Raw genomic sequence first — 12,417 nt, 5'->3', positions numbered from 1 at the left:
GGCAGCCATACGCTTCTCCCGCCGCCGTAACCCCCCAGCCAGGAACCCCTCATGAGCAGACTCCGCACCCGCACCCGACCCCCCGTGGCCCTCGCGCTGCCCGCGCTGCTCGCCGTCGCGTTCCTGCTGCTGCCCCTCATCGGCATCCTGACCCGTACCCAGTGGAGCGACCTCGCCACCCACCTCTCCAGCCCCGGCGTCGTCGAGGCCCTACAACTGTCGCTGCTGGTGTCGTTGTGGGCCCTCGGCCTCTCGCTCCTCCTCGGCGTACCGCTCGCCTGGCTGCTGGCGCGGGTCGACTTCACGGGCAAGCCCCTCGTCCGCTCGCTCGTGCTGCTCCCGATGGTGCTGCCGCCGACCGTCGGCGGCGTGGCGCTGCTGCTGGGCTTCGGCCGCCGCGGACTGCTGGGGCCCTGGCTGGAGGACGCCTTCGGGATCACCCTGCCCTTCCACACCTCGGGCGCCGTCGTCGCGGCCACGTTCGTCGCGATGCCGTTCCTCGTGATCAGCCTGGAGGGCGCGCTCGGCGGCCTGAAGCAGAGCTACGAGGAGACCGCCGCGTCCCTCGGCGCCCCGCCGGTCCGGGTGTTCTTCACGGTCACCCTGCCCATGGTCGCCCCGGGACTGATCGCGGGCGCCGCGCTGACCTGGGCCCGGGCGCTGGGCGAGTTCGGCGCCACCATCACCTTCGCGGGGAACCTGCCGGGCACCACCCAGACCCTGCCGCTCCAGGTGTACCTGCTGCTCCAGGACCAGCCCGAGGCGGCGACCTCCGTCTCCCTCCTGCTCCTCGCCATCGCCATGGCCGTACTGATCGCGCTGCGCGGCCGCTGGACGGGCACCCCCGTCGCCCGCACCGGCGCCGAAGCGCCGAAACCGGTCGAGGAGACCCCGCCCCCGCCCCCTCCGGGCGAGCCCGTGGAACCCGCCGGGCACGCCCCCCGTGACGGCGGCCGCTGGCCCCTGCACGCCACCGTCACCGGCTTCAACCACGTCACCCTCGACGCCGCGCCGGGCACCACCATCGCCGTCGTCGGCGAGAACGGGGCCGGCAAGACCACCCTGCTGCGCGCCCTGCTCGGCCTGACCCCGCGCGCCCATGCCGACCTCGTCCTCGGCGGCACGGACGTCACCGCGCTGCCCCCGCACCGGCGGCAGGTGGCCTGGGTACCGCAGGACGGCGCGCTGTTCCCGCACCTGAGCGCCCTGGCCAACACCGCGTACGGGCTGCGCGCCCGCCGGGTGCCGCGCGCCGACGCCCGCCGCGAGGCCCAGGCCTGGCTGGACCGGCTCGGCGTCGGGCACCTGGCCCAGCGCAGGCCCGCGCAGCTGTCCGGGGGCCAGGCCCAGCGCGTCGCCCTCGCCCGGGCGCTCGCGGCCCGCCCCCGGCTGCTGCTCCTGGACGAACCGCTCGCCGCCCTCGACCAGACGACGCGGGCCCACGTCCGGCACACGCTGCGCACCCACCTGGCCGGCTTCGGCGGGGTCTGCCTCATCGTCACGCACGACCCCGTGGAGGCGGTGTCCCTGGCCGACCGGGTCCTCGTACTGGCCGACGGGCGGACCCTGCAGGACGCGCCGCCCGCCGAGGTGACCCGCCACCCGCGCTCCCCGTGGGTGGCCCGGATGCTGGGGCGCAACGCCTGGCCCGGCACCGCCTCGGCCGACGGCCTCGCGCTCGCCGCCGGGGGCCGCCTCGTCGTCGCCGAAGCACTGCCGGAGGGGGCGCCGGCGCTGGCCATCATCGCCCCGGAGGCCGTGTCGGTGCACCGGGAGCGCCCGGGCGGCAGCCCCCGCAACGTCTGGCGGGGCACCGTGCGCGAGGTCACCGCCGTCGGCAGCCGGCTGCGCGTCCTGGTCTCCTCCCCCGAGGCGCCCGACCTGGTCGCGGAGATCACCCCGGTGGCCGCCGCCGAGCTGGGCATCGCCGACGGCGTCGAGGTGTGGACGAGCGTGAAGGCCACCGAGGTCACCCTCGTACCGCTCTAACAAGCGGGCGGGCGGTGTCGGAGGGCTCGGCTACCGTGCCCGCATGACGAACTTCGTACTGGTGGCAGGTGCCTGGCTCGGCTCGTGGGCGTGGGACGAGGTGGCCCCTGAGCTGCGGTCGGCCGGGCACGGGGTCCACGCCCTCACCCTGTCCGGTCTGGCCGGCCGGAGGGGCACGCCCGCCGGGCAGCAGACCCACGTGCAGGACATCGTCGCCGAGGTGGAGCGCCTCGACCTGCGGGACGTCGTCCTGGTCGGGCACAGCTACTCGGGCATCCCGGTGGGGCAGGCGGCGCAGCGCATCGGGGCCCGGCTGACCCGTGTGGTCTTCGTCGACGCCAGCGTTCCCGCGGACGGCGAGTCCTTCGTGTCGGGCTGGCCGGACGGCAGGTCGGAGGTTGAGGCCGCGATCGCCGGGAACGACGGCTTCTGGCCGCCGTTGGCCGCCGCAGACTTCACGGGGCAGGGGCTCGACGCCGCGCAGACCGCCCGGATCGTCTCCGGCTCCACCCCCCACCCGGGCGCCTCCCTGACGGAGCCGGCCGTGCTGGCGGGCCCCTTGGGCGGACTTCCCGCCACGTACGTCAAGTGCCTGCTCGACGGGGCGGATCCGGGCCCGGACGTGGCCCGGCTGCTGACCGGCGGGAACTGGCGCCTGGTGGAGCTGGACACGGGCCACTGGCCCATGTTCTCCCGGCCCCGGGAGCTGGCCCGGGTCCTCCTCGACGCGGCCTGAGCCCACCGGGTGGCGTCCGGCGCCGCCCGCGCCCGGCCCTGCGGTTCAGGACGGCGGCCCCGTCGACGCCCCGGTCCGGGGCAGCGGGCCGGTCGGCCGTACGGAGAGCCAGTCGCGGCCGGGGCCCGGGAAGGCGTCGGCGCCCACCAGGGTCCAGCCGGTACGGGCCGCCGCGAGGGCGAGCACGCCCTCGGAGCGTCCTGCGGCGAACCGCGGGGCGCCGACGGTGAGCACCGCGGCGCCCTTTCCCGTGGCGCGCCGGAACTCCGCAAGGCAGCGCGCCAGCAGGGCCTCCTCCTTGCGGTCCACGGTGCGCACGGAGTACCGGCGTACGACGGCCAGCGCGCCCGTGCCGGGATCCCGGGCGGCGGCCGCCAGCGCGTCCCGCAGGGCCCGTACGCGCTCCAGCCCGCCCCCGTCCAGGGTGCGGCGGGCGCTGCCGAGCGGCACGAACCGTACGCCGCGGTGCAGGAACGGCCGCTGCTCGGCTCCCGTCACCACGAGGTCGGCGCCCGTCACCGCGGGGTCCGCGCCGGCGGCCCGGACGTGCCCGGCGCCGGGCGCGACGGCGAACCGCCAGGGCCGGGCACCGACTTGGGCGCCGGTGGCCACCACGGGGTCCGGCCGGGCGGGCTCGCGGGCCGCGGGCCCGGTGGGCGGGGTCCGGGCGGCCAGGGTGTCCAGGAGCAGCCGGCCCGGACGGGTCCCGCCGGCGGCGGAGAGCCGGGTGACGGTGAGCGGCCGCTGCGGCGCGGCGGGCAGCGGGAGGGAGATCTCCCGCCAGCCGGTCCAGTCCACGGCGGGTCCGCGCACCGTGACGGCGGCGCCGTCCGCGTCGGCCAGTTCCACGGCGGGCCGGGCCCCGGAGCCGTCCCCGCCGACCCGGAGCGTCAGCGTCCGGGCCAGCTCCGGCACGGGCAGCGGCCGGGGCGGGATCGCCCAGGCCTCGGGGGCCGAGGGCGCGGCCGGGACCGGTGGCACGCCGGGCTGCGAAGGAGCGGGCGGGGCCAACGGCGCTGCCGGAGGCCGGAGTTCCAGGGCGAGCCCGGGCCCCGGATGGCCCCCGGCCGGGGCCGCGTCCGGCCCGGTCCAGGCGGTGGCGTCCTCCATCCCGGCGAGCTCCCGACTGACCAGGCCTACGCCGAGGGCCAGTTCGGCGGTGACCCCGGTGGCCCGGACGGTGGCCAGCAGCCGCCCGGCGGCCCGCGGGACGAGGGCGGTGACGGTGAAGCCGCCCCCGGCAGCGCCGGTGACGCGCCACCGCGAGCGGTCGAACCGCAGGGTCACGTCCCGGGGTTCGACGGTGGTGGCCGCGCCCTGGGCGTCGTACCCCGTCAGCACGAACGCCGCGCTCTCGCCCGCCTCCGCGAGGCCGATGCGGGCCGGCACCGGGCGCAGCCGGGCCGGCGGGCCGAGCACGTCCAGGCGGAGCGTGCCGCGGGCGGTGCCGAGCCGGGCGGACGCCGTGACGCTCCCGGCGCGCGGCGCGCGGAGCACCCCGTCCGCCCCGATCGAGCCCGCCGTGGCGGACCACCGGGGCCGGCCCGCGGCCGGTCCGAGCGCGGCGTCGTGGCCGGTGGCGGTGAGGGTGCGGGTCAGACCGGCAAGGACGCGGGCGGCTCCGCCGAGGGCGTCGACCCGGAAGGCGGTGGGCCGGCCGGGGCCCTCGGGGGCGGTGAGGACGATGCCGTTGGGCACCGGGCGCGGGCGCCCGTCGGAGGGGGTGTTCTCCAGGACGGGGGCCGCGGCTCCGCTGATCGCCGCGAGGAGGGTCGAGGAGCCGCCGCCGTCGAGGTTGAGGGCCTCGTGGGCGCCGGCCCGGTGCATCAGCCGGCCCAGCGCGGTCAGGCTGAGGCCGCCGCTGTCACGCTGGCGGCCGTCCACCGTCAGGAGGCGCAGGCGGCGCCCGTCGCGGGAGAGGCCGACCGCGGTGCGCGGCGCGGCCGCGTTGTTCGGGGTGCCGTCGTGGTCCCGCGGTACCCCCGCCACGACGAGCGGCTCCCGGCCGCCGACGGCCGCGACCGGCGCCGGGCCCGGGTCGGGCGCGGGCCGGGCCGCGACGGCGACGGGGTCCCCGGGGCGCAGGGCGGCTAGCTCGGCCGCGGCCGCGCCGAGGCCGAGCAGCAGGGTGGTGCCGGGGGCGGGACGCCGCTGCGGCCGGGCGGGATCCCGGGGCGACCGGACGGCGGTGACCAGGCCGTCGCGTACGTCGACGGCGGCGGCGCCGTCCCGGTCCGGGATCTCGGTGCCCGCCCAGGCGGCGGTGTAGGCGGCGATGCCGTCGGCGGGCGGCCGGGCCGTGTTGTAGCCGGTGAGCGGGCTGGCGCGGCCGCCCGGCAGGGTGACCCCTCCGGCGAGGCCGATCCACAGGACGCGGCCGCTGCCGTCGGCGCCGAAGCCGACGGCCCGGCCCGCTCCGGGTGTCGCCGCGTGGAGCAGCCGCCCGGCGGCGAGGCCGGGGCCGAGCGGGGCGCCGGTGCGGCCGATGTCGAAGAAGTCCCCGTTGACGGCGGCGACCACGCGTCGCCCGGGACCGGGCCGGTGCCGGGCGGCGGCCTCCGCGACGGTGGCGGCGCCGGCGCCGCCGAGGTACTCGGCCCGTACCCCGCCGCTCCCGCCGAGGTCGACGACGAGCTCGTCGATCCGCAGCCAGCGGTCGGCCTCCAGCCGGTCGTACGACTCCAGCCGGATGCCCGGGGCCACCTGGCGGCTGGTCCGGTCGGTCTCGATGCCGTCCCCGGCCCGGTCGGCGGCGTCCGCGGGAACGGACAGGACCGCGGCGAGTACCACGGCGAGCAGCAGCGGGAGCACGGGCAGCAGCGGGCGGGGGTTCGACACCCGGGAAGGATCGTCCCCCGGACACCGCCCGAACGTCGCGAACCGGGCGCGGACCCGCACGTTCAGCCGTTCGGGCGCCCGCCGAACCGCGTGGACGCCGACGCGGGGACGACATGGGTTCATCGCTGCCCGCTTGGTCGGCGGGCGCCGCTTCCCACCCGGAACGATCCCGTGGGAGGGGCCACCGTCCTGTCCTTCAGCGCGCCCGGCTCACCGGCGCCGCCGCCACCCGGCCGACGTCGCTCCCCTCGGGGACCCGTCCGCGCCGCCGCGGTTTCCCGTGGAGCCCTCCACCGGCCCCGCGCCCGCCTCCGGTGTGCCGCTGTCCCCGCAGGGCCCCGCGACGGCCGTGGGCCTGCTGCTCTGCGTCATCGGCTCGACCACGTGTACGGGTGGACGCCGGCCGAGAAGAGGCTTACGGGTGCTCTGGATGCCACGGTTCCCCGGCACGGCGGTTCCTCCCGTACCGCACGGCGAAGCAGACCCAGGAAGCCCGTTACCCCGCTCGGCCCGGACGGCGAGTGCTCTGCGCCCCGACGGCGGTCATGGCCTCACGCGGCGGCTTCCGGTGACCCCTCCGGCCCGGCGAGGTCGAACTCGCACCACACGCGCTTCCCGCCGCCCCGCGGCTCCACGCCCCAGGCGTCCGCGAGCCGGTCCACCAGGAGCAGGCCGCGCCCCGACTCCTCCCAGTCCCCGGCCTCGCGCGGCCGGGGCAGGGCGCTGCTGGAGTCCTCGACCTCGAACCGGACCCGCCCCTGCGCCGTCAGCCGCAGTCCCACTTGGGCGCCGCCGTCGGTGTGGACCAGGGCGTTGGTCATCAGCTCGTCCGCGGCCAGCTCGATCTCGTCGGCCCGCTCCCCGGCACCCCAGGCGGCCACCGCCGCCCGGATCAGGTGCCGGACGGCCGTCGGGGCGTCCTTGTCGCCCGGGTCCAGGCGGTGGCGCAGCGGGCCGCCGCCGCGTGCGTCGGGCGTGCCGCGCCGGCGCAGGACGAGCAGGGCCATGTCGTCGCCGCCGCCCGCGTCGCCGACCAGGTCGCAGAGCACGTCGGCGAGTTCCTCCACGTCGGCGGGGCCGCCGTGGACGGCCTCCATGAACTCCCGCATGCCCGTGTCCGCGTCGCTGCCGGGCCGTTCGATCAGGCCGTCCGTGCAGAGCAGCAGGGTGTCGCCGGGGTGGAGTTCGAGGCTGGTGACGGGGTATCCGGAGCCGGTCGCCGGCCCCTCGTGCGGGGCGGCGTCCCGTGCCGGCAGGCCGAGGGGGAGGCCGCCGGCCACCTGGATGCGGTGACAGCTCCCGTCGCCGCGCCGCACGACCGGGTCGAGGTGCCCGGCGCGGACCATGCCGAGCGTCCCGGTGTTCAGGTCCACCTCGGCGTACGTACAGGTGGCGAACCGTTCCGTCTCCAGCTCGCGGAGGAAGGCCGAAGCCCGTTCCATCGCCGCGCCGGGCGTGTGCCCCTCGGTGATGTAGGCGCGCAGGACGATCCGGAGCTGTCCCATGACGGCGGCCGCGTCCGTGTCGTGCCCCTCCACGTCGCCGATCATCACGCCGACCCGGCCCTCGCCGAGCGGGATCACGTCGTACCAGTCGCCGCCGACGTCCCGTCCCATCCGGGCGGACCGGTACCGTACGGCGATCCGCGCGCCCGGCACGTCCGGGATGCGGCGGGGCAGCATGGCGCGCTGGAGCCCTTCGGCGAGGTCGTGCTCCTGCTCGTAGAGGATGGCGCGCTGGAGGCTCTGGGCGATGCCGCTGCCGAGGGCCATCAGCAGGTTCCGCTCCTCGGCGGTGAAGTCGCCGTCCCGCGTGTAGAGGAGCCCGAGCGCGCCGATGGGACGCCCCTGGGCGATCAGCGGCAGGTAGACCCCGCTGCGCACGGCCAGCGGCTCGATGTACGGCCAGAGCTGGGGGTAGCGCCGCTGGAACTCCTCCCGCGAGGCGAGGACCACCGGCTGCATGGTCCGTACGACCTCGCTCATCGGGAACTGCGAGTCGATCCGCGTGTACTCGATCTCCGGGACGTACGAACCGAGCTGCCCCTCCGCTACCAGGTGGATGCGGCCGCCGTCGACGACGCCGAGCATCACGCTGACCGCGCCGAGGTGTCCGAGGGCCTCCGGGTCCTTCAGGGTGTCCGTCACGTCGTTGACGGTGCGCGCGTGGGCCAGGATCGCCGTGGTCCGTTCGACGACCCCCGTCATCCGCCGCCGCCCCTCGTCCCGCTCGCCGGCGGCGCCCGGTTCGCCCGGGTCGTGGGCGGCGTCGCGGAGTATCCCGATGACGCGGTACGGGCGGCCGTCGCGCTCCCGCAGGACGTGGCCCTGGAGGTGGGTCCAGGCCGGGGAGCCGTCCCGGCGGCGGCTGCGGACGTACGCGCCGTAGTGGCTGCGGCCGTCCTTCAGCGCCTGCGCGACCCGGGCGTCGAGCCGGGCCGCCTCGGCGGGCGGGATCCGCAGGCCCAGTCCGGCGGGCGTACCGGGGAATTCGTCCGGCCGCAGGTCGAGCACCTCGAGGGCGGTCGGGTCCAGGTGCATCCGACCGCTGTCGAGGTCCCAGTCGAACGTGCCCATGCGGTTCAGTGCGAGGCTCGTGTCCGGCCGCGCGGGCCAGCCGACTTCGGGGTTCTCTCCCCTTCGGCCCATGGAGCAAGGGTCTCACCCCAGCCCGCCGGTGTCCCAGCGGGGCACGGGGGATCGACGGCGGTGAGGGCGTCGCCACCGTGCCGGTCGGGCCCGACGGGTCGTTCTCGCTCGTGCGCTTCCAGAAGAGCAGCGCCTTCGCTGGAACCCCGCCTACGGGACGGGCGGGGCGGGGGCGGTACCGGATTCCGTGGCGGATTCCGTGCCGGTTTCCGTGCCCGAGGAGGAGGGCGGTCCGACGGGTCGGCCGGACGTCGCCGTTCCGGTCGGAGTGCCGCTCCGGTCGGTCAGCCCCGGCTTCTGCTGCGCGCCCGTCGGGGTGTCGGTGTCCGTGGGGGTGCCGGTGTCGGTGGGCGTGCCCGTGTCCGTGGGCGTACCCGTGTCCGTGCGCGTGCCCGTGTCCGTGGGCGTACCCGTGTCCGTGCGCGTGCCCGTGTCCGTGGGCGTACCCGTGTCCGTGCGCGTGCCGGAGTCCGTCGGCGTGCCCGTGTCGGTGGGCGTACCCGCGTCCCGCTGCCGGTCGGTGTCCGTCTCCGTGGGCGTGTCCGAGTCCGTCGGGGTACCGGTGTCCGTGTCGGAGGACGGGCCGGTCGGAGTGTCCGAGTCGGTCGGCGTACCCGAATCCGTGTCCGTGGGCGTGTCCGTGGGCTTGCCCGTGGGCTTGCCCGTGGGCTTGCCCGTGGGCTTGCCCGTGGGCTTGCCCGTGGGCTTGCCCGTGTCGGACGGCGAGCGGGAGGGCGGGGCCGTCGTCACCGGAGGCGTCGGGACCACCGGCGGGTCGATGCGCCGGTCGGGGGCCGGCTTCGCACCCCGGTCGCGCTCGTACCAGCGCTCGTCCTCGTGGTCGTAGATCACGATCTTGTTGACGATCTTGACCGAGGGCGCGATCACCACCACGTTCAGCGGGTGGTAGGCGCTCCACGGCTGCCCGTACCGCTTCGAGTCGGGCTTCAGGGGCACCGGCTCCACCAGCGGGTTCCCGCAGGCGCACCGCACCCGCGGCACGCCCCGGTCGTCCACCAGCACGGCCGTTCCGGCTTGGAGCACGGCCTGATAGGGGGTCGCGCGGCCGTCCTTGTAGCCGTGGTTGGTCACCCGGGTGTCCAGACGCAGCCGGACCGGCGTGAGGGCGCGCAGGTGGCCCGGTACGGCCGCGGGCCGGATGCCCAGGGCCTCGGCGAACGCGCTGTTCTTGGCCGGCTCCGCCCCGAGCACCCGCACCTGCTTCTCGACGTCGCAGCTGGCCAGGTCCTGGGTACCGCCGTACAGGCCGGGCTGGGCGCCGCTGACGGTGCGAGTGGTGGTGGTGGTGGTGCCGGTGGTGGGCACGGGACCCGTGGGGGTCGGCTGGGTTTCCTGGGCGCCCGGCGCCGTCGCGGTGGACTCGGTGAACGGGTCCTGCCCCGCGGAGCCCGCCGGCTGGAGGAAGACCTCGCCGCCGGTGGCGGTCGGCGTACCGCCGGGCCGGGTCAGCACCACGATCAGCGCCACGGCCGCGGCCACCGCCACGAGTGCCGCCGCCAGCCGGGGCCCGGACCGCCACCGGGGCCTTCCGGGGGGCCGCCCGCCGGGAGGCTGCCCGGAAGGGCCTGAACCGCCCGGAGGAACCGGGCCGGACGGACCGCCCGGGCCCTCCGGGGGCGGGCCCTGCCGGCCGCCCGAGAGCGGCCCGGACGGAGGACCGGCGGGGCGGTCGGACGGCGGTATGCCCGAAGGTTGCGTGGTCACGGATGCCCTCCGTACGCAGAAGTTCCGGTCCCGGCTGGACGCTCTGCCCGTAGACCCACCCATACGGGTGCATTCCTTGCAGTATCCGGGCACCCGTCACTCCGCCGCGCGGCCGGGTGGGCCGTTCAGGTGGTGGCCGTACACGGGCGGTGCCTACCGTTGCAGGGTGAGCCGTACGCCGATGGCACCGCCGACCGGGGCTTCCTCCGCGGGGGCGTGGCGTGACGCGCTGGTCGCCGTCGTCGCGGGATTCGTGGTGATGACGGTGGTCGGCGCGGCCGGGCTGGCCTGCGCCGGCGCCGGTGACCTGCCGGAGGGCGCGTTCCCCCGCGTGGTCGCCGCCGTCGTCGTACTGGCCGCCGGCGGGTCGGTCGAGGTGTCGGGCGGGGCGGGCTTCCTCGCCGGCGCGGACGCGAGCCTGGCCCTCATGCCGCTCTCGGTCAGCCTGGCCGGAGCCCTTACCGCCGGCTTCTGCTTCCTGCGTCCCCTGCACAACCGGGCCGTGGCCCGCCCGCGCGAACTGGCCGGACGGGCACTGCCGTTGGTGGTGTTGTGGCTCCTCGCGCTCACCGGCGCCTCGCTCCTGGCCCGCCAGACCTTCGGGATCTCCACCGGTGACTCCCCCGTCGGCGAGATCGGCGAACTCCTCGACTCCGCGCCGACGGTGGGATTCCGCGCGGCCGTCCCCGCCACGCTCCTGTTCGGACTGCTGTGGATCCTCGGCGTGTTGCTGGTCTGCCTGCTGGTCTCCCGCCGCGCGCCGCTGCCAGCCGGTCTGGTCCGCTTCCACGCGGCGGTGCGGCCCGCCGCGTTCGCCACGGTGGCACTGCTGCTCGCGTACGTCGTCCTCGGCGTCGGCGTCGGGCTGGTCGTGGCCGCGACCCGCGGCCACCCCGGGCAGACCCTGGCCGTGGTCCTGCTCGGCCTGCCGAACCTGGTCTGGATCGCGCTCACCCTCGGCTTCGGCGGGGCCTGGCAGGGCCGGGTGGAAGGGCCGTTCGGGCTCCCGGTGCCGCAGGTGCTGGACCAGGTCCTGCGCCGCCCCGACCTGTCCCCGGTCGACGTCACCTCGCTCGCGGAGCGGGACGCCCGGGCCTGGTGGCTGGTGGTGGTCGCCGCCGTCCTGCTGCTGGGCGCGGGCGTGCTGACGGCCGTACGGTCCCCCGCGCACGTCCGCCCCCGGCAGCACGCCCTGCACCTCGGCGTGGCTCTGGCGCTGGCGACGCTCGCGGTGTGCCTGCTGGCCGGGGTACAGGCCCGGTTCGGGCTGTCCCTCCTCGGCATCGGCGCCGTCGACGGCCTCGGCGGCCGGGTCGAACTCACCGCTCTGCTGGGGCGCACGGTGGGCCTCGCCCTCCTCTGGGGCGCGGTGGCGGGCTTCCTCGGCGCCCTGCTGGCCCGCCCCCTGCACCGGCGGGGCCGCGTCGGCGAACCGGCCGGCGCCCGGCGGTAGCCCGGGGCCCGGTCCCCGTGGCCGCCCTGCCTCCCCGCCGACCGGTCACGAGCGCCCGTGGAACACGGGGCCCGCCCAGTGCGGCGGGGGCGGGGGCGGCCCGGTCGGGGAACCCGCACGGGTCCGCGGCGGCCGGGGGGCTCCGGCGCCCGCCCGGCGCAGGGCGCCGGTGAACTCCAGACAGCTGCCCCACCGGTCGTCCGGCGACTTGGCCAGCGCCTTCGCCAGTACCCCGTCCACCTCCGCGGGCAGGCCGGGCCGGCGGGAGGTCGGCGGTGGCGGCGGGTCGTACTGGTGGGCCCAGAGCAGGGCCATGTCGTCGTCCCGCTGGAACGGCGGCCCGCCCGCCAGCATCTCGTAGACCACGCACCCCAGGCTGTAGACGTCGCACCGGCCGTCCACCGGCTTGCCCGAGATCTGCTCCGGCGCGACGTAGTCCAGCGTCCCCACGAACTGTCCGACGCTCGTGAAGCCGGTCAGGGACAGCGACTTCTTCGTCAGCCCGAAGTCGGTGAGGTAGACGTGCTCGGGGTGTTCGCTGTCGGTGCCCGCCGCGACCAGGACGTTCCCCGGCTTCACGTCCCGGTGGACCAGGTCGTGGGCGTGCGCCGCGTCCAGTGCGGAGGCCACCTGGCCGGCGATCCGGGCCGCGGTCTCCACCGGTAGCGGCCCGGTCCGGTCGAGCAGGGCCCGCAGGTCCTGCCCGGCGACGTACCGCATCGCGATGTACAGCAGGCCGTTCGTCTCCCCCGCCTCGAAGACCGGCACGATGTGGGGGTGGTCGATGGCCGCGGCCACCTTCGACTCGTGCGCGAAGCGCTGCCGGAAGGTGTCGTTCCGGGCCATTTCGGGGGCGAGCAGCTTCAACGCCACCGTCCGGTCCAACCGCAGGTCCCGGGCCCGGTAGACGACGGCCATCCCGCCGCGCCCGATCTCGTCCTCCACCCGGTACCCGGCGATCAGCTGCCCGCGCAGGTCCGACGGGCGCCCCGCGACCGGCCCCGCGACCAACCCCGCGACCGGATCCG

General features: G+C 77.0%; 7 protein-coding genes. 3 read left to right on the top strand and 4 right to left on the bottom strand.

The window, feature by feature from the left end; genetic code table 11:
* The first annotated feature begins 51 nt into the window (after positions 1-51).
* Complete coding sequence (locus tag ACFWTC_RS04170) at positions 52-1,989, top strand: ABC transporter permease (protein ID WP_383915460.1); 1,938 nt, start codon at positions 52-54, stop codon at positions 1,987-1,989.
* A 43-nt stretch (positions 1,990-2,032) separates the two neighbouring features.
* On the top strand, positions 2,033-2,725 hold the full coding sequence (locus ACFWTC_RS04165; RefSeq protein ID WP_383915461.1) for an alpha/beta fold hydrolase: 693 nt from the start codon (positions 2,033-2,035) through the stop codon (positions 2,723-2,725).
* Between the two features lie 45 nt (positions 2,726-2,770).
* Here the strand turns inward: ACFWTC_RS04165 and ACFWTC_RS04160 are convergent, their stop codons facing one another.
* From ACFWTC_RS04160 to ACFWTC_RS04150, 3 genes are all read right to left on the bottom strand, one after another.
* Positions 2,771-5,563 (bottom strand): phosphodiester glycosidase family protein, encoded by a 2,793-nt coding sequence (locus ACFWTC_RS04160; protein WP_384026409.1) that lies wholly within the window; start codon positions 5,561-5,563, stop codon positions 2,771-2,773.
* A gap of 551 nt (positions 5,564-6,114) precedes the next feature.
* The gene (locus tag ACFWTC_RS04155; protein WP_383915463.1) at positions 6,115-8,211 is read right to left on the bottom strand and encodes a SpoIIE family protein phosphatase; all 2,097 of its coding nucleotides are present in this window, start codon (positions 8,209-8,211) and stop codon (positions 6,115-6,117) included.
* A gap of 150 nt (positions 8,212-8,361) precedes the next feature.
* Positions 8,362-9,711, bottom strand: a complete 1,350-nt coding sequence (locus ACFWTC_RS04150; protein WP_384074037.1) for a DUF6777 domain-containing protein — start codon at positions 9,709-9,711, stop codon at positions 8,362-8,364.
* A 406-nt stretch (positions 9,712-10,117) separates the two neighbouring features.
* Here ACFWTC_RS04150 and ACFWTC_RS04145 point away from each other — a divergent pair, with 406 nt between their 5' ends.
* A complete protein-coding gene (locus tag ACFWTC_RS04145) occupies positions 10,118-11,389 on the top strand; it encodes a streptophobe family protein (RefSeq protein WP_383915626.1) in 1,272 nt (423 codons plus the stop codon).
* A 45-nt stretch (positions 11,390-11,434) separates the two neighbouring features.
* Here ACFWTC_RS04145 and ACFWTC_RS04140 read toward each other — a convergent pair whose 3' ends face one another.
* Positions 11,435-12,400, bottom strand: coding sequence for a serine/threonine-protein kinase (locus ACFWTC_RS04140; RefSeq protein ID WP_384026443.1), 966 nt, complete (start codon positions 12,398-12,400; stop codon positions 11,435-11,437).
* Positions 12,401-12,417 lie beyond the last annotated feature (17 nt).

The organism is Streptomyces sp. NPDC058619 (genome assembly GCF_042717785.1).
Lineage (GTDB): Bacteria > Actinomycetota > Actinomycetes > Streptomycetales > Streptomycetaceae > Streptomyces.
Note: the sequence above shows the minus strand (reverse complement) of the source record. Positions and strands in the feature narration are given on the sequence as shown.

Excerpts from the sequence above, each read along its gene's own strand:
- ACFWTC_RS04155 (WP_383915463.1), bottom strand. The coding sequence starts at position 8,211 with ATGGGCCGAAGGGGAGAGAACCCCGAAGTCGGCTGGCCCGCGCGGCCG.
- ACFWTC_RS04145 (WP_383915626.1), top strand. The coding sequence starts at position 10,118 with ATGGCACCGCCGACCGGGGCTTCCTCCGCGGGGGCGTGGCGTGACGCG.
- ACFWTC_RS04165 (WP_383915461.1), top strand. The coding sequence starts at position 2,033 with ATGACGAACTTCGTACTGGTGGCAGGTGCCTGGCTCGGCTCGTGGGCG.
- ACFWTC_RS04170 (WP_383915460.1), top strand. The coding sequence starts at position 52 with ATGAGCAGACTCCGCACCCGCACCCGACCCCCCGTGGCCCTCGCGCTG.